14 protein-coding genes are annotated in these 17,249 nt (G+C 60.1%); 13 read left to right on the forward strand and 1 reads right to left on the reverse strand.

Going from position 1 to position 17,249, the window contains the following annotated elements; genetic code table 11:
* The first annotated feature begins 199 nt into the window (after nt 1-199).
* Genes JIN81_RS11935 through ygfZ form a run of 3 tightly spaced genes read left to right on the forward strand, consistent with a single transcriptional unit; the run spans nt 200 to nt 2,675 of the window.
* Nucleotides 200-1,045 (forward strand): hypothetical protein, encoded by an 846-nt coding sequence (locus JIN81_RS11935; RefSeq protein WP_234044788.1) that lies wholly within the window; start codon nt 200-202, stop codon nt 1,043-1,045.
* Nucleotides 1,042-1,872 (forward strand): NAD(P)-dependent oxidoreductase, encoded by an 831-nt coding sequence (locus JIN81_RS11940; protein WP_200279663.1) that lies wholly within the window; start codon nt 1,042-1,044, stop codon nt 1,870-1,872. The genes JIN81_RS11935 and JIN81_RS11940 overlap by 4 nt, the downstream gene beginning before the upstream one ends.
* Nucleotides 1,869-2,675 carry a CAF17-like 4Fe-4S cluster assembly/insertion protein YgfZ gene (gene ygfZ, locus JIN81_RS11945; RefSeq protein WP_200279666.1) on the forward strand — a complete coding sequence of 269 codons (807 nt, stop codon included), beginning with the start codon at nt 1,869-1,871 and terminating at the stop codon, nt 2,673-2,675. Before JIN81_RS11940 ends, ygfZ begins: the two co-directional genes overlap by 4 nt.
* An 82-nt stretch (nt 2,676-2,757) precedes the next feature.
* Here the strand turns inward: ygfZ and bamA are convergent, their stop codons facing one another.
* The gene (gene bamA / locus JIN81_RS11950; RefSeq protein ID WP_200279669.1) at nt 2,758-5,046 is read right to left on the reverse strand and encodes an outer membrane protein assembly factor BamA; all 2,289 of its coding nucleotides are present in this window, start codon (nt 5,044-5,046) and stop codon (nt 2,758-2,760) included.
* Nucleotides 5,047-5,329: 283 nt separating this feature from the next.
* Here bamA and tig point away from each other — a divergent pair, with 283 nt between their 5' ends.
* The 10 genes from tig to JIN81_RS12000 all read left to right on the forward strand — a co-directional run bounded on the left by tig (nt 5,330) and on the right by JIN81_RS12000 (nt 17,231).
* Nucleotides 5,330-6,670: a trigger factor gene (gene tig / locus JIN81_RS11955; protein WP_200279672.1), complete on the forward strand. Its 1,341-nt coding sequence runs from the start codon at nt 5,330-5,332 to the stop codon at nt 6,668-6,670.
* Complete coding sequence (locus tag JIN81_RS11960; RefSeq protein ID WP_200279677.1) at nt 6,667-7,362, forward strand: ATP-dependent Clp protease proteolytic subunit; 696 nt, start codon at nt 6,667-6,669, stop codon at nt 7,360-7,362. Before tig ends, JIN81_RS11960 begins: the two co-directional genes overlap by 4 nt.
* An 81-nt stretch (nt 7,363-7,443) precedes the next feature.
* Nucleotides 7,444-8,721, forward strand: coding sequence for an ATP-dependent Clp protease ATP-binding subunit ClpX (gene clpX / locus JIN81_RS11965; RefSeq protein ID WP_200279680.1), 1,278 nt, complete (start codon nt 7,444-7,446; stop codon nt 8,719-8,721).
* A gap of 136 nt (nt 8,722-8,857) precedes the next feature.
* Nucleotides 8,858-10,111, forward strand: a complete 1,254-nt coding sequence (locus JIN81_RS11970) for a S41 family peptidase (RefSeq protein WP_200279683.1) — start codon at nt 8,858-8,860, stop codon at nt 10,109-10,111.
* A 17-nt stretch (nt 10,112-10,128) separates the two neighbouring features.
* A complete protein-coding gene (tsaD, locus tag JIN81_RS11975; RefSeq protein WP_200279686.1) occupies nt 10,129-11,154 on the forward strand; it encodes a tRNA (adenosine(37)-N6)-threonylcarbamoyltransferase complex transferase subunit TsaD in 1,026 nt (341 codons plus the stop codon).
* 65 nt (nt 11,155-11,219) lie between these two features.
* Nucleotides 11,220-11,852 (forward strand): HAD hydrolase-like protein, encoded by a 633-nt coding sequence (locus JIN81_RS11980; RefSeq protein ID WP_200279689.1) that lies wholly within the window; start codon nt 11,220-11,222, stop codon nt 11,850-11,852.
* A gap of 49 nt (nt 11,853-11,901) precedes the next feature.
* Nucleotides 11,902-13,128 (forward strand): OmpA family protein, encoded by a 1,227-nt coding sequence (locus JIN81_RS11985; RefSeq protein ID WP_200279692.1) that lies wholly within the window; start codon nt 11,902-11,904, stop codon nt 13,126-13,128.
* 133 nt (nt 13,129-13,261) lie between these two features.
* The gene (locus JIN81_RS11990) at nt 13,262-13,654 is read left to right on the forward strand and encodes a hypothetical protein (RefSeq protein ID WP_200279695.1); all 393 of its coding nucleotides are present in this window, start codon (nt 13,262-13,264) and stop codon (nt 13,652-13,654) included.
* Nucleotides 13,655-13,793: 139 nt separating this feature from the next.
* Nucleotides 13,794-16,352, forward strand: coding sequence for a c-type cytochrome domain-containing protein (locus tag JIN81_RS11995; RefSeq protein ID WP_200279698.1), 2,559 nt, complete (start codon nt 13,794-13,796; stop codon nt 16,350-16,352).
* Between the two features lie 69 nt (nt 16,353-16,421).
* The gene (locus JIN81_RS12000; protein ID WP_200279701.1) at nt 16,422-17,231 is read left to right on the forward strand and encodes an ABC transporter permease; all 810 of its coding nucleotides are present in this window, start codon (nt 16,422-16,424) and stop codon (nt 17,229-17,231) included.
* The last annotated feature ends 18 nt before the right edge of the window (nt 17,232-17,249 follow it).

Consider the following 17,249-nt stretch of genomic DNA (forward strand, 5'->3'; position numbering starts at 1 on the left):
GAGAATCAGGAGAATGCAAAAAGCTTCCAGTCCGTGGCTGGAAGCATGAAGAAAGGGAGGACAGAGAGATTTGCGGTGCGGAAAGCAGCTACCTCTCCGGCGGGGCGGAGCCCAGCAGAATCAAGACCAAAGGTCAAGGCTCATCCCCGAATGACGCATTCATGTTGCGAAATTCGTGGGCGACTGCCAGATTCTCCTCGTGTTCCGGATCCTTCCCATCGCCCTAGCAGCAAGCGTCTTGACCTGCCCTCCCCTGTCTTTTTCTCAGGATGAGGCCCCCGCCGAGCCCCCTGCCATCCCTGCCGACCTCCTCGATGACCCCCATGTCCGCGAGGAACTCGCCATCAATGAGTTCACCGCTCCCTCGATTGCCCGGATTTTCGACTCCCTTGAGTCGCTGGCTCCCCTTCCGATGGCGGACTACACAAGAGAGACACCGGAGCGCATGCCTCTCAATCGAGCTGACCTCGCCGTGGAACTCGGATTTCTCATCGCCGACGGCTTCCTGATCGTCCAGGTCGGCGAGTTGGGCAAGGTCGAAGGTCTGGCCTCTCAACTGACCCGCTACGCCAAGGCGCTTGGCGCGGGAGAACGGGTCAACCGTCACGCGGCAAGCCTGCTGGAAAGCGCAAAAAACCAAGAGGTCGACCAGCTGAAGAAGGAACTCGCCGCCACCCAGAAGGACGTGGAGCTCGAACTCGTCACGCTGCGGGATGCCGATTTGGCCCACTTGATTTCCCTCGGCGGCTGGATCCGCGCGCTTCAAGTGGCATCCGGGGCAGTCGACAAGCAGTTCAGCGAAGAACGGGGCCGCGAGGTCATGCGGGAGGACATCGCGGACTACTACGCGTCCATCGTCGGCTCGCTCGAACCCCGAATCGCCGAGCGGCCGAACTACGTTGAGATGCGGAATCTCCTCTCGGGCATGCGCAATGAGATGCTGCTCAAGGAAGGCGAAGCACCGACCCCGAAGCGCATCGCCGGCATCAAGGCGCAGGCAAACACACTGGCCGAACTCGCACTCAAGCGGGAGGAATCTCCATGAGGATTGCTGTTCTGGGCCTCGGAATCATCGGATCCCGCGCCGGAAGCAACCTTCGCTCGAACCCGAACCACGACGTCCGGCTCTGGAGCCGGTCTTCAAGAGGGCTGGAGGGGGAAGTCGAATCGCTTGAAGCGGCGGTCGCGGATGCCGATGTCGTTGCTCTCTACCTCAAAGATGCCGAGGCGCTAAGGGATCTCGTTCCCACGTTGGCATCCTGTGTGAAGGGAGCACCGGCCATCCTCAACCACTCAACCATCGATCTGGAGACCACTCGGTGGCTGGCGGATTTCTGTGCTTCCCGCGGATGGGCATTTCTCGACGCCCCCTTCACCGGGAGCCGCGACGCAGCTCAAGCCGGACAGTTGGTCTACTACGTGGGAGGAAATCCTGAAACCATCGAGGCATTCTCTCCGCTGCTCCTCGAGACCGGGCGCGAGGTGATCCCTTGCGGCGAAGCCGGCACCGCCACAATCCTGAAACTGGTGACAAACCTGATCTCTGCCTGCTCGGTTCAGGCAATGGCAGAAGCCCTCGCCACCGCCACGAAGCATGGCATTGCTCCGCAGGCCCTGATTTCAGCAGTTGGCTCGAATGCCTGCGGCTCTCCACTCGCCGCGATGAAGCTGCCCACCATGGCGGAAGGCAATTTCGATACCCATTTCTCGCTATCGAACATGCTGAAGGACAGCCGCTATGCGTTGGCGCTGGCGGAAGGTCTCGACACTCCTGCCATCCAAGCGGTTTCTCAGCGAATGGCCGAGTTGTGCGACAAGGGACTCGAAGACCTGGACTACTCCGTGCTCGCCAAGCCCTACTCGGACTCATGACGCCCCCCCTTGCCTGCCCCGCCGAGACCCCTACCATCCTCTCCTTTTCAGGACCTGACGCCGTCCGATTCCTGAATGGTCAGATGACGCAAGCCGTCGATGGACTGGGGGACGAAGCAAAACCTGCCTGCATCACCAACGCCAAGGGACGACTCGAACACTTCGTCCATCTTTGCCAAGGACCGGACAACGAATCCATTTGGGTCGTTTCCAACCATGATGATCCCGAAGAATTGCGGGCGCGGCTGGAACGCTACCTGATCGCGGACGATGTCGAGGTGGAGGATCTTTCCGGCACTTGGTGTCGGATCCATGCTTCCGGCCGCCTCACTGGTGCCACTTTCACCCGTGAAAATCTCGGACCATGGGGCAAAGGGAGCGATCATTGGTGGCCCGCGGGCGACGAACCGACGATCCATACCTTGGCTCCGGAAGAGATCGAGGATCTGCGGATCGAACGCGCCCTTCCGCGGTGGGGCAAGGAACTCACCCCGGGCATCCTCCCCCCCGAAGCCGGTTTGGACAGTTCCGCCATTTCCTACTCGAAGGGCTGCTACATCGGCCAGGAAGTCCTTTCACGAATGAAGACCGCTGGAAAGGTGAACCGGAGACTCGGGCTTTTTGAAATCCCCTCCGGCCTCACCGAAGGAGCCCCGCTTGAGCTGGATGGCAAGGAGGTTGGCACGCTCACCAGCGTGGCCGGTTCCCTCCCACTCGCTTTGGGTTACGTGAAGAAGGCTGCGTTCGACCAGGAGTCACTGCAGACCTCCGCCGGACCTGCGCATTGGAAACGCTGGGCCTGACATCTCTCCCTTCCGACCACGAAAAAGCGGCGTCTGGAGTGAATCCAAACGCCGCTGAAAAAATCAGGTTCTCGCTGCCGAATCAGTACTCGTAGCTGAGGGAGAATTGGAAACGGCCCCCTTGGTCAGCCAATGGGTCGGGACTCTCGATCGGAATCGCGTAATCCAGCGCGATTGGAACCGGGCTCACTGGCAGACGGAGACGAACGCCGACACCCACGTTGTGATACAGGTCACTTGGGCTTGGGTCCCAAGCGTCAAGATTCACAAAACCCATGTCGTAGAAGGTCGCGAAGCGGACATTGTCGATCACTGGGATCGTGTATTCCACACTGGCAAAACCGAGTGACTTACCACCGATCACCTCACCGGTGACAGGATCCCGTGGGCCCACGTCGCGGAAGTCGAAGCCGCGCAGAGTGCGTGCACCACCGAGATAGAGGCGGTCGAAGATCGGCACCGTGCCACTCGTCGCATCGACGAAGGCGAGCTCGCCGTCCACCGACAGGATGGAGTCCCATTTCAGATTCCAGAACTTGGAGCCCCGCATCGTCAGGCCGTAGTTGTCAACGTCGCCACCCAGGAAGGTGCCTGCAACGTGCACTCCGATATCCACCTTGGAACCCTCACGGGTCTCGATCAGCGCATCACGGCTGTCGTAAACCCAGTTGGCACTGAGGGCACTGCGGATGTAGTCGCCATCCTCGAAAAGCAGCGGCGATGGGAGCCCACCACCTGCAACGGAATTGGCGGACAGCACTGCCACGCTTGGATCCACATCGATCGAGATCTTCTCAAGGCGGTATTCACCCCGAATCGAAGTCCGCTCGGTCAGGGGCTTGCGCAGGGAGATCGCCATGCCGGCGTTGGTCTGCTCGTAAAAGTCGGAGAAATACTGGGAATCCCGGTAGAACAGCTCACCTCCGAGCGCCAACTGACGGCCCATGAACCACGGCTCGACCAGAGAGATGCCGAAGTCGGTCCGCTCGGAACCGATCCGAAGGTCCATCGCGAAACGCTGGCCGCCACCGGTGAACGACCACGGATTGCGGATGTCGAAGTTGGATTGCTCAAGGTTGACGAAACCAACGACACTGTCGATCGAGCTGAAACCAATACCGGCGGTGATCGAACCGGTGCGACGTTCCTGCACGAGGATGTCGACGTCCCGGTAGTTGCCGCCACGCGCACTCGGCGAGGAATTCACTTGGACGTCACCGAAATACTGGAGGCCTTCGAGACGGGCCTTGGTGGTGTCGAGTTCCACCGAGTTGAAGTAGTCATCAGGATTGAGGGGGACCTCCCGGCGGATCACCCGGTCCTGGGTCTTGGTGTTCCCCTGAATATTGACCGAACCGACCCGGAAACGGGAACCTTCGGTGATGCGGTAGATCACATTGACCTGGTTCGGACCAGCGTCGCGAATGTCAGGCGTGACGGTCGCATCGGCATAACCGCGGGATCCGTAGTAGCTGCGGATCGTGGTCATGTCCGCACGCATCTTCTTCGAGTTGTAGGCGTCGCCCCCGTTGAGGGTCATCGCTGGGTAAAGTTCCTCTTCGGTGAACACGGACATCTTGCCGAAACCGACACCCTTGACGGTGTATTTCTCACCCTCGCTGATCGGAATCACCAGGTCGACCCGACCGTCACCAACCGGCTCACGACGGACACCAGGGCTCGAAACCCGCAGATAACCCTTCGAGCGGTAATAATCGAGGACCGACTCAAGGTCCTCATCGAGTTGTTCCACCTCGAATCGACCCGCCTTGGTGAAGAACGAGAACAAGCTCTTCTCCTTCACGCTCATCTGGCGGCGGAGCGTGCGCTGATCGAAAGTATTGTTTCCCTCGAAGCGGATGTCGCGAATCTCATTCTTACCACCCTCATCAATCACGAAAATCAGGTCCGTTCCCTGACCCGTCTCGGAAGGCTGGACACGGTGGGAGATGCTGACGTCCGGATATCCGGCGTCGCGGTAGTAGTTCTCAAGGTTGTTGCGGGCCTCGAGAATCATCTGGTCGCTCAAGGCGCCACCCGCCTTCAGCTTCGAGGCCTTGGCCAGCTTGCTGTCGCCGTAGACGGTATTGCCGACAAATCCAACGGCGACCACCACCTCACGCGGAACCACCGCGTAAACCACGCGAACCCCTGAACCCACCGGCTCGGCAAGAACACGGACATCATTGACGAACCCCGACTCGTAGAGAGCCTTGATGTCGCTGTCGATCGTGTCGGTCTTGTAGGTCGAGCCCTGACGCAGCTGGATGTAGTTGCGCAAACGCGCTTCATCCACCGTCTTCGGACCATCGTAACGAAAGTCCACTCCGGTCACATTCTTGCCCTCGAAATCCTGCGCTTGCGCCGACATTGTCGACCCCACGAAGATTAAGAGCGCAGCTAGAACCACCCGGCACACTGATGAGAGCGCGCCCCGATTGCCGTTGGGGGATGAAAAAACCATGTCTTTCAGGAATGCGAGGGATCAAACCCGCCCAGCACGTCCCCCGTCAAGGCTTCATCTCCCAAGTCGGCAACAATCTGTTGGAGAAATTCCGTGAATTCCGCGACTACTTCGCTTTGACAACCAGCTTCGCGCATCATTAGCCTCCCGCCCCCAGCGCGGGACCCACCCCCTCTTCACTTTCAGGATCATGAACATTACCGTCGAAAAGCAGCCCAACTGCAACGCCTCACTCCTCGTGGAAGTCCCATCGGACACCGTCCAGAGCGAGCGCAACAAGATCGTCAAGACCTACACTTCCCAAGCGCGTATCCAGGGATTCCGCCCGGGCAAGGCTCCACGCAAGGTCATCGAGAAGCGCTTCGGCTCTTCCATCACCAGCGAACTCGAAGAGCGCCTCGCCCGGCAGGCCTTCGAGAAAGCCATGACCGAGCAGGGGCTCAAGGTGCTCGATTTCGGCCGCCCTGCGGATTTCAAGGAGACTCCGGACGGATCGGTGACCTTCCGTTCGCAGCTGACACTCGCCCCCGAGATCAATCTTCCCGACTACAAGGGCATCACCATCACCGCCGGTTCGGCGGAAGTCACCGAGGAGGAAGTCGAACAGAACCTCCAGTCACTCCGCGAACGCCTCGCCGACTATTCCGACATCGAAGGTCGCACGGCCACCACGGGCGACCTTGCCGTCATCGACTATACCTCCACCCTTGACGGGACTCCGCTCGAGGAAGCCCTCGGCAAGCCGGTCGGCTACCTGTCCGGACGCGAAGGCTTCTGGATCAAGATCGACGAGGAGTCCTTCCTTCCCGGTTTCGCCGCGGAACTCGATGGCTGCGCCGCAGGCGACGAAAAAGAGATCAAGGTCACGGTGCCCGAGGACTTCCCGGTCGCCGAACTCCACGGCAAGGAACTCGTCTTCGACGTCAAGGTGAAGGAGATCAAGGAAGTGTCCCTTCCTGAACTGGACGACGAATTCGCCGCGAAGGTGACCGGCGGAAAAGGACTCGATGAGCTCAAGACCATGGTCGAGCAGCAGCTTGGAGTCGAAAAGCAACGCCAGGTCGACGACGCCAAGGTCAACCAGATCGTCGAGCACTTCAACGAACTCGTGGATTTCGAACTGCCCGAGGAACTGGTCCGCGAAGAGACCCAGAGCCAGGCTGACTCATTGGTGCAGCGCGGCGTTCAGTCCGGCATGAGCGAGGATGAGATCGCCGCCCAGCAGGCGGAGATCTTCGCAACCGCAGGCATGCAGGCGCGGACCAACCTCAAGACCAACTTCATCCTTCAGGAAATCGCACGGGTGGAGAACATCCAGATCAGTGATGCCGAACTGGTGAACCACCTCGCCACGGTGGCCCAATCGCGCAAGGAGAGCCCGAAGAAGATGATCAAGCAACTTCAGAAGGAAGGTCGGATCCCCGGCATCCGGAACTCCATGCTGGTCGGCAAGGCCATTGACTTCGTCCTCGAGCACGCCAACGTCGAGGAAGCTTCCGCAAGCACGGAAGACCAAGAAGAAAAGTCATGAGCAATTTCCCCAACTCGGTTCCCACCGCGGGCTCCCCGCAAAACAACTACTACGTCCCTACCGTCATCGAGCAGGATGGCCGGGGTGAGCGCGCCTTCGACATCTACTCGAGGCTCCTCAAGGACCGCATCATCTTCATCGGTACGCCGATCGACGACTTCGTCGCCAATTCGGTGATCGCCCAGCTGCTCTTCCTGCAGATGCAGGACCCGAAGAAGGACATCCACATCTACATCAACTCCCCCGGCGGCTCGGTCACCGCAGGACTGGCGATGTATGACACCATGCAGTTCGTCACCTGCGACGTGAATACCTACTGCATCGGCATCGCCGCCTCGATGGGATCCGTCCTGCTGACAGCCGGCACCAAGGGCAAACGATTCTGCCTGCCGAACTCCCACGTCATGATTCACCAGGTCTCAGGTGGAGCGCAGGGAACCGCCTCCGACGTCGAGCGGACCATCGGCTTCATGTTCAACCTCAAGAAGCGCCTCAACGGAATCCTCGCCGAACACACCGGCAAGTCCGTGGAGGATGTGGAGCGGGACTCCGACCGGGACAACTACATGACGGCCGAAGAAGCCGCCGAGTATGGACTCGTCGACAAGGTGCTCGAGAGCCGCAAGGAACTCCCCGATGCCGTGAAGTCCGCCATGAAGGCGGATGATGACGGAAAAAAGGACGACGCCTGAGCGGATATCCGCTAAAGTGATGAGAATCCGGCGGGGATGGCCCTGCCGGAGCAACCCCATCGAATCCGACAGTTTCATACCATGGCGCGAGCATCCAACCTGACGATGTGCTCTTTCTGCGGAAAGAGTCATTCTGAAGTCAAAAAACTCATCGCAGGCCCCGGGGTCTACATTTGCAACGAGTGCGTTGAAGTGTGCTCGAACATCCTCGACAAGGAACTGACGGGCGGCGACGGCAAGACCAAGGGTGGAAGCACTTCACTGAAGGGCAAACCCCTTCTCACACCCGCCGAAATGCGGGAACGCCTCGATGACTTTGTCGTCGGGCAGGAGCAGGCCAAGAAGGTTCTGGCGGTGGCCGTTTACAATCACTACCAGCGGCTCCGTCAAAGCGACGCTCTCGAGGACACCGAGTTCGATGGCGTGGACATCGAGAAATCCAACGTCCTGCTCCTCGGACCGACCGGCTCGGGCAAGACGCTTCTCGCACGCACCTTGGCACGTCTCCTCGACGTCCCCTTCTGCATCGTGGATGCCACCACCCTCACGGAGGCCGGCTACGTCGGCGAGGACGTGGAGAACATCATTCTCCGCCTACTACAAGCATCGGACTTCGATGTCGAAAGAGCGGAGCAGGGCATCATCTACGTCGACGAAATCGACAAGATCGGCCGCAAGACCGACAACGTCTCCATCACGCGCGACGTATCCGGCGAAGGCGTGCAGCAAGCCCTGCTGAAGATCCTGGAGGGAACGGTTTGCAACGTTCCACCGCAGGGCGGACGCAAGCACCCGCAGCAGGAATACATCCAGATCAACACCGAGAAGATCCTGTTCATCTGCGGTGGAGCCTTCGTCGGCCTGCCCGACATCATCCAGCGGCGTCTCGGAAGAAGCGCCCTCGGTTTCCATGGGATCGAGGAAGGGAAGAAATCCGACGAGCCGGACCAACTCGACCTGACCGAACCCGAGGACCTGCTCCACTTCGGACTCATCCCTGAATTCATCGGCCGCCTTCCCGTCATCACCACCCTGCGTGAACTCACCGAGGACGAACTCGTCGAGATTCTCACCGAGCCCAAGAATTCGCTGCTCAAGCAGTATTCCAAGCAACTGGCGATGAATGGGGTGAAGCTGAAGGTCACCAAGGACGGCCTGCGGGCGATGGCCGAGGAAGCCGTCCGCCGCGGTACGGGCGCCCGCGCCCTGCGTTCGATTTTCGAGCGCCTGATGCTCGACGTCATGTATCAGGTTCCTTCCCGGGAGGACATCGAGTCAGTGACCCTCAACCGAGCTGTGGTCACCGGCGAGAAGGCCCCTTCCATGCGGAAGCGTCGGTCCGACAAGGATGCCGCCTGAACATCCCGGCTCCCGGGCACCATCGCAACCACCGGACGCGGAAGAGGCCCAAGCGGGGAATTCATCCCAGGGTCACCTCAACTTCCCGATCACGTCGGGATTGCGAAGCCCGCCCAAGGCCGCTTGAATCCAGCCCATGCGATTCATCTTCCTCCTACTCCCTGCCCTGCTCTTCGCGGATGAACCGGAGTCGGAGGTGGAGGCACCCGCTCCCGCAGAAGTCGCCGAGGCATCACCCCTCCCGGATCCTGACGAAGCGGCCTACCCGGCAATCGAACGATTCGTGCAGGTGCTGGAGCAAGTCCGCCAACGGCATCCGGATGTCGATCGGCTCGCCTACGAGCGTTTGGTCAACCACGCCCTCGAGGGCATGCTTTCCTCGCTCGATCCACACTCATCATTCATCCACCCCGAGATGGCCGGCATGATGAAGGACCAGCCGGACCTGATTCCCCATGTGCCTTCTCTGGGCATCACTCTCGGCTGGAGAAGCGATGGACCGTATCTCTCGAACGTGCTGCCGGGTAGTGCCGCCTCGGCCCTGATCGCAGGATCCTCCCTGCTCGAGGTCGATGGCAATCCGGTCAAGGATGTGGATCCCTCGCAGCTCCTGTCGCGTCTGACACGTGCTCCGGGCGAGAGCAGCACCCTCCTGCTCAAGTCCCCCGCCGAAGCGCGTCCTGCTGAAGTGACGCTGGTTCACCGAAGCGTCGAAGATCGGGCGGTCACCCATTCCTCCATCCTGCCTGATACCACACCGAAAGCAGGATACATCCGGCTGGCGTCCTTTACGGATGCTTCCCCACGTGAACTGGAAGCCGCACTTGATGAACTGGAAGACGACGGGATGGAACGCCTCATCCTCGATCTCCGGGGAAACCCCGGCGGTTCCCTGCCCGCTACCGTCCGCATCCTCGGACTGTTCCTTCCACCATCGACGGCTGTCGTCACCACCCAGGGCCGCGCGGGCGAAAATGGCGAACCACTCACCACCCCGGAGCGCCAACGACGTGAGCGGAACTATCCGGTGGCCGTCCTGATCGATCGCATGTCTGCTTCCGCATCCGAGCTCACCGCGGGTGCCCTCCAGGACTTGGAACGGGCCACCATCATCGGCGAGACCTCCTACGGAAAGGGCTCGGTCCAGAATATCATCCCGATGGGTGGCGGCACGGCACTCAGACTCACGATCGCCACCTACCACACTCCTAGTGGCCAAACCCCGCACCTGACGGGCATCCAACCTGATGTCGAGATCGAGATGTCTGATTCACTCCGCGAAAAATTCAACCTTTCGATGCGAAAGGACACCCTGACCCCGGAGGAGCAGGAAACACTCACAGACTGGAAGGACCCGGTGATCGAAGCCGCGTTGGAAGCCACCAAGTAATCCATTTCCTCCCACTCATGCGTCTTCTTGCCATCGAGAGTTCCTGCGACGAAACCGCTGTCGCGATCATCGAAGGAGCCCCCGGCGCCCCGGCGACCCTCCTTGCGTCGAAAGTCGCCAGCCAGATCGAACTCCACCGGGTCTATGGCGGCGTCGTCCCCGAACTCGCGTCGAGAAATCACTCACTCCACCTGCGCCCCTTGGTCGAGCAGGCTCTGGCCGACGCCCACCTTTCCCTTCGCGAAATCGACGCCTTCGCCGCCACCTCCGGCCCGGGGTTGGCCTCCTCACTTCTCATCGGAGCCACCGCGGCAAAGGCCCTGGCTGCAACGACCCGCAAACCCTTCCTCGCGATCAACCATCTCGAGGGACACCTCCTCTCTCCGTTCATCGACCGCTCCGGAGTCCCACCGCACGTTGCCCTCATCGTTTCCGGCGGACATACCTTGCTGCTCGATGTCGAAAAGCCCGGCAGCTACAGGAAACTCGGAACAACCCGCGACGACGCGGCGGGTGAAGCCTTCGACAAGGTCGGAAAGATGCTCGGCCTGCCCTACCCCGGTGGACCCGAGGTCGAGAAGGCGGCAGTACAGGGGCGCCCCGATGCTTTTGATTTCCCGCGCTCGATGATGAAGGATCGCAGCCTCGATTTCTCGTTTTCCGGCCTCAAGACCGCCGTGCTCTACACGCTGACCGACCGGAATCCGGTCGATGGCACCCCGAAGGAGGACGACTTGCCCGACCTTTGCGCATCCTTCCAACAGGCCGTCATCGACGTATTGATCCACAAGACCCTCCGCGCCGCCACCACAAGCAACCGGCGCACCATCGCCCTGTCCGGTGGCGTATCCCTCAACCGAAGCCTGAGAACCGCCTTTGCGAGGGCGACCGACGACGCCGGCATCGAGCTGACTACCGCCGATCCGGCCCTGTGCACCGACAATGCCGCCATGATCGCCTTTGCCGGCCTGCTTCGTCATCAGAATGGCGAATGCTGGCCGCTGGATTCAGATATCGACCCCGCCATGCCACTCGTTCCATAGTGCCCGCGCAAGGCGACCGAGCCCTTCCGGATTTGATCCCCCATCCTTCCCGCTTTTAGTCATTCATGGCCTACCGCACCCTCATCTTTGATTTCGATGGCACTCTCGCCAATACGCTCGAGGAGAGCCGTCGGATTTTCAATGAGCTTGGCAAGGACCACGGGCTCAGGGAAATCACCCCCGCAGAGCTGCCCGGACTCCGTCATCTCTCTCTCAAGGAACTACTCAAACACCTTCAGATCCCCAAACACCGCGTCCCCTCACTCATCGCACGCGGAACTTCGATGATGCGGCGAAACATCGACAAGCTCCCCCTGATCCCGGGGATTGAGTCCGTCATTCCCGATCTCCGTTCGCGCTGCGATTCCTTCGGCATCCTGACCTCGAATGCCACCACCAACGTCGACCTGTTCCTGAGATCGCACGGCCTCCGCTCCCATTTCGATTTCATCTCGTCGACCTCCAAGCTCACCGGCAAGGCGAAGCACCTCCGCGCCATCCGCAAGACATTCTCCCTGGAATCCCAAGAGATGCTCTACATCGGTGACGAGATTCGCGATGTGAGAGCCTCCAAGAAGGCTGGAATCCCGGTGGCGGCAGTGACCTGGGGTTTCAATTCTCCCGAGATCCTCGCAGCCGAGGCTCCCGAACACCTCATCAACCACCCCAGCGAGTTCCTTCAACTTGGACTCCGTTGAGCTCATTCGAAGTTCGACAAGTCCGGCAGACATCGCTCCATTTGAATCCATGAACGACGAGACCCCTCCGAACCACGAGGCCCCCGCGCAGCCCCCCACGCCCGAGGAATCCACACCCGCGCCGACTCAGCAGCCGGCTTCGCAGGATACCAAGGCACCCTCTCCGACCGTCATCGCGATCGCCTTCATCATCATCGTCCTTCTCGGCGTCATCATTTTCCAAAACATCATTCCTCGGAACGGTGCGCAGGGCCCCGCTGAAAGCCCGGCTCGCAACGCGCTCAAGGCCGACCTTGAAACGGTCCGTGCCGAACTGAACCGCGAGCGCATGGAACTCGGCCTCGATCCGATCGGAGGTAGCAGCAGCATCGAGTCTGCCGATGAAGTCGCCAAGCGACTGCAGGCGGATGCCGATACGCTCGCTTCGCTCGCCACCAGCTTCCAGGAACTCCTCGCGAGGAAGGATGCCCAACTCGACGAAATGCGGACCGAATCGATCGCTGCACTCAAGGACCAACAACGACTCCGCGAGCTCCTCGCCACCGCCAATCAGGACCTGAGGAAGGCCATGATCGATGCCTCCATGGCGACCAAGCTCCAGTCCGACCTCAACGAGGCCAACATGCGGATCGTGGCCCTGCAAACCGAAATCCAAGAACTCCGGGCCGTGCCCGACGCCTTGAGGGCCCAACTTCTTGAAAGCCAGCAGCGCGAATCCGAATTGCAGTCCCAACTCCTCCTGCTGCAGTCGAAGTTGGCCCAACTCGAAGGTCAGCTCAACCAGGCCAAGTTGTTTGCCGCCAACGAAAATGAACTTCTGAAGGAAGCCATCGCCCTGGTGCGCGCACTGCGGAAACTCCAGGGTGCCACACCCCAGGAGCTCTCCGCAGCTTACAGTGAGTTCGGCGCTGAACTCGGAGCCAACGTCCTGCACATCTGCAAGTTCGCCACCGGCTCCTCAGAAGTGTCCGCCGAACTCCAATCCAACCTGTCCAACCTTCCGAACGAGGCTCCCGAGAATGCTCTGCTTCTCGTCGTGGGTTACGCATCCGAGACCGGCAATGTCGACAGCAACCGCATCCTGTCGTCCGATCGCGCCACCGCCGTCGCCCAGGAACTCGATACCCTCAAGCGCGTCGGCCAGCAGGTCCAGGCGGTCTACCTCGGCCAAACCAAACGCTTCGGCAAGGACTCCCCGCTTGAGAACCAGCGCGTCGAAGTCTGGCAGGTCGTTCCCAAGCCCAACTCCCTGCCTCCACTGGGTCCAGGTCGTTGACCCACAGTGGGCCCGAGCGCCGGCCCACAATATTACCCACCCAATTTGGTTGAGCTGACACCCCAGATCTCAAGATGTTCAATATTTCTAAAATTTTATTGAGCCCTTACGCGATCGCGGGTATCAACCCCTCATGCTGTCCCAACTTGCATCTCTGAAGCTCCCCCAATTCGAGCGGAAGAACCTGAATTTGAACTTCAGGTCCATGCGCACCCATTTCCTGCCCAATGCGCGGAAATTTCTCGGCCAAACGGCCCACTTCCTGAAGACCTGCTACATTGACGGCTTCAGGGCGTTGCTGTTGGGCAAATTCAACCAGCGGCAGGCCATTCTCATCATCGTGGCAACCATCCCAATCCTCCTGAGCGTCGGCATGCTGTTCATCCCGACCGTGCTTTTTCCCACGCCTCAGCACCAGGCATTCTACCACTTTGCCCAGACTCTGGCCGGCGATTCGATTTCCATGATTCCTGTCGTGATCGGAGCGGTTTCGACCACCCTTGGACTGAAGATTCCTCTGGGCTGATTTCCTTTGTTGCTGAGTTCTTGTTTCTCGAAGTCCGGGCCATTCATGGGTCCGGACTTCTTGTTTTGAGCAAGATGCGGTTCCTGCGACCGTATTGGCTCCTATCGCGAAAGTTCCATTCCCTTCCGTTTTTCCCGCCGTGTCCCGCCTCGCAGTCCACTTCTCTGTCTTCTGTCTCTCGGCATGTCCGTGGGTCATGGCGGACAAGGTGACTTATGACGAACACGTCCTCCCCATCTTCGAGCAGGCGTGCTTGAACTGCCACAATCCCGACAAGGCCAAGGGTGGACTCGACCTTTCCACCTACCCCGCCACCATGAAAGGTGGCTCGGGTGGAAAGATCGTGGAAGCCGGCGATACCGGTTCGAAACTCATCGCCGTCGTCCGGCAGACCGCCGAACCCATCATGCCGCCGGAAGGCGACGCGCTTCCCAACGATCAGATCAAGACGCTGGAGGCATGGATCACGGGTGGTCTGCTCGAAAACTCGAGTTCCAAGGCGAAGAAGCCGACGAAACCCAAGTTCGACACCGCCTTGGCCGGCGATCCGTCTTCCCGTCCTGCCGGACCTCCCCCCTTCCCTTCTGACCTTCTGCTCGAGCCTGCCACTGTCGCCCCTCGAACATCGGCCATTCATGCGATGGTCACCTCACCATGGGCGCCCCTGCTGGCCGTGACCGGACAGAATCAGGTCCTCCTCTACAGCACTTCGAACCTCGAGTTGGTCGGCATCCTCCCCTTCCCTGAAGGCGAACCCGTCTCGCTCGCCTTCACCCCCAATGGCCGCTACCTGATCACCGGCGGCGGGATTGCCGGGAAATCAGGCGTCACCGTCACCTTCGACGTCACCACAGGGGAGCGCGTCCTCACGGCAGCGAAGGAATTCGACACCGTTCTCAGCGCCGACCTCAGCCCCGACCTTTCCCGGGTGGTCACCGGTTCCCCCTCCAAACTCATCAAACTCTGGAACAGTGAGGACGGCAGCCGCCTGGCCGCGATCAAGAAACACACCGACTGGATCATGAGTGTCGACTTCTCCAACGACGGCATCCTGCTTGCCACCGGCGACCGCAACGGCGGTGTGTGGGTCTGGGAAGGCACGACCGGGAACGAATTCCACACGCTCCGTGGTCATCAGGCAGGCATCACCGAAGTCCGATTCAGAGCCGACTCCAACATCCTCGCCTCTGCCTCCGAGGACGGAAGCGTGAGGTTCTGGGAAATGAACGGAGGCAAGGAGGTGAAGAAGATCGACGCCCACAAGGGCGGTGTCACCACCTTCGCGTGGGGGATCGACGGCACATTTGCCACCGCCGGGCGCGACAAGACCGCCAAGCTTTGGAAGCCCGACTTCGGCCAGCAGAAGACGATTCCGAAACTCCCGGACATCCCGACGTCGATCGCTCTCGATACCGAAAACAAGCGTGTGTTCGTGGCCGACTATCAGGGGCTCATCGCCGCTTACGACACACGGAGCGGCAAGCAGGTGGGAACCATTGATTCCAATCCTCCCACCATCCCCACTCGTCTCGCTTCCTTGGAGAAGGAACGCGTCACGGTTCTCAAGGAATTCGATGACTCAAACGCAGCTCACCAGGCCAGCGTCGCCAAGGTCCGCAACGCTGAAGTCCGCCTAACGGAAAACAGGAAGGCGGTCGTCCAATCGAAAGAGGCCCACCAACACGCCAAGCAAGCGCACGAGGAACACAAACGTCTCATCCAGACCACCCGCCAGAAGGTCGATCGGCTGAACCAACAAAAGGCGCAGGCAAATCAAGCGAATCAGAAGGCCGTCACCGAGGCGAAGAACCACGACCGCCGGATTCAGGACGCGCAGCAGGAAGTGGATCAACTCGGCAAGCGACTTGCCGCTACGAAAGAGTCGCGCCAAGCCGCCGAGAAGGAAAAGGACGAAACCAAGCGCGCCGCCACCCTGCAAAGCCACGACCAACAGATCCAACAGCAGTCCAAACAGCTCGCGACCGCAGAGCAAGTTCTCGCGGAACTACGCAAGCAGGCGACCCCGTTCGATACGAGACGCGATGAGACGCAACAACACCTCCAACGGGCTTCGGACGAGTGGAATCGGGAGAAGGAGGCCCTCGCCAAGCACGACGCAGCCCTTCCCTCGCTGAAACAGGCCATTGATCAGACGGCCAAGAGGATCAAGGAACTCGAGAAACAGGGTCCGGAGATTCAGAAATCCATCGATGAGGCCAACAAGGAACGCTCGGAAACCGGATCGAGACTTTGGAAAGCAAGGTTGGCCCTCAACCACCACGCGCACTTGGTCAGACGTTGGTCCCGGGCTGAACTACTGTCCGAGATTCTCCAGACCCGGCAACGCATTGCTGATGACCAACTCAAGTCGGAAGAACTGGCCGCATCATTCGCGGCCACTTCGAAACAAGTCGAAGCCCTGCAAGTGGAACTGGCAGAGAAGCGCCAGGAGTTGGGGGCCATCCTCGGCCAGCTCGCCGCAGTCACGGACGACGCCAAACGCACCGAACTCCTTGCGCTTGAAGCCACCCTCACCTCCATCATCGAGGACTTGGAAAGCAACATGACCCAAGCCTCCAGCCAGCTGAGCAAACAACGAGGGACGCTGGACCAATTGCTTCCATCAATCCACCGGCGGCGGAAGGAACTCGCCACCCATCAGACCCTCTACGACTCCCGCTCCGGCACCAGCGAGTGAGCCGAATTCCGGCCCTGTCGGCATCGGATCTTGCCAACTTCTCCCGCCGGATGAAGCTGGCGGAGCTTCATGCTTCGACCATCGATCATACGCGCTCTGATTACCCGCCAGATTCTGCTGTTTACCCGGAATCCAGTCAGAGCGACCGAACTTTTCTTCTGGCCCGTCGTCCAACTGCTGGTCTGGGGCTTCACCACCACATACATCCAGCAGCTGGCTGCAGGTAGCGACCATCAGCTTCCTCAAGTCATCACCTACCTGATCGGTGGCATCATCCTCTGGGATGCCTTGTTTCGATCCCAGCAGGGAGTCGCCATCTCCTTCCTCGAGGATGTCTGGACGAGGAATCTTCTCAACATCTTCGCGGCACCCATCCGTATGACCGAATACCTCGCGGCCAGTTTCTCGGTTGGACTGCTCCGGGTGGCCGTAACCGCCATTGTCATGGTGGTCATCGCCCTGCTCGCCTACTCCTTCAACCTGTTCCAATTCGAGTGGGCCCTCATCGCCTTCTACGCCAATCTGATGATGTTCGGCTGGACGCTGGGGATGGTGTCGATCTCCCTCATCCTCCGCTGGGGACACGCCGCGGAATCACTTGCATGGGCCGTGCCCTTCCTGATCCAGCCCTTCGCGTGCGTCTTTTACGGCATCGATGTCCTGCCCCAGTTCATGCAGGGAATCGCGCTGGCCATGCCCCCTGCTCACGTATTTGAGGGCATGAGGCAGCTCCTCAGCACCGGCGAAATCGACGCCCAGCACCTCGCGGCAGCGACAGCCCTCAATATTTTATTCATTTCAGGCGCAGCCTCCCTCTTCTCAAAAATGCTCAAAACCGCCCGCGACAAGGGCCTCCTCGTCAAATCAGCGTCATCATGAGCACGGAAACGCCTCATG

It is taken from the genome of Haloferula rosea (assembly GCF_016595525.1).
In the GTDB taxonomy this organism is placed as follows: Bacteria; Verrucomicrobiota; Verrucomicrobiia; order Verrucomicrobiales; family Akkermansiaceae; genus Haloferula; species Haloferula rosea.

Bases quoted from the DNA above. Each gene is read 5' to 3' on its own strand.
- JIN81_RS11990 (WP_200279695.1), top strand. From the start codon at position 13,262: ATGCTGTCCCAACTTGCATCTCTGAAGCTCCCCCAATTCGAGCGGAAG.
- JIN81_RS12000 (WP_200279701.1), top strand. From the start codon at position 16,422: ATGCTTCGACCATCGATCATACGCGCTCTGATTACCCGCCAGATTCTG.
- JIN81_RS11970 (WP_200279683.1), top strand. From the start codon at position 8,858: ATGCGATTCATCTTCCTCCTACTCCCTGCCCTGCTCTTCGCGGATGAA.
- bamA (WP_200279669.1), bottom strand. From the start codon at position 5,046: ATGTCGGCGCAAGCGCAGGATTTCGAGGGCAAGAATGTGACCGGAGTG.
- JIN81_RS11940 (WP_200279663.1), top strand. From the start codon at position 1,042: ATGAGGATTGCTGTTCTGGGCCTCGGAATCATCGGATCCCGCGCCGGA.
- tig (WP_200279672.1), top strand. From the start codon at position 5,330: ATGAACATTACCGTCGAAAAGCAGCCCAACTGCAACGCCTCACTCCTC.
- JIN81_RS11985 (WP_200279692.1), top strand. From the start codon at position 11,902: ATGAACGACGAGACCCCTCCGAACCACGAGGCCCCCGCGCAGCCCCCC.
- tsaD (WP_200279686.1), top strand. From the start codon at position 10,129: ATGCGTCTTCTTGCCATCGAGAGTTCCTGCGACGAAACCGCTGTCGCG.
- clpX (WP_200279680.1), top strand. From the start codon at position 7,444: ATGGCGCGAGCATCCAACCTGACGATGTGCTCTTTCTGCGGAAAGAGT.
- ygfZ (WP_200279666.1), top strand. From the start codon at position 1,869: ATGACGCCCCCCCTTGCCTGCCCCGCCGAGACCCCTACCATCCTCTCC.
- JIN81_RS11980 (WP_200279689.1), top strand. From the start codon at position 11,220: ATGGCCTACCGCACCCTCATCTTTGATTTCGATGGCACTCTCGCCAAT.
- JIN81_RS11960 (WP_200279677.1), top strand. From the start codon at position 6,667: ATGAGCAATTTCCCCAACTCGGTTCCCACCGCGGGCTCCCCGCAAAAC.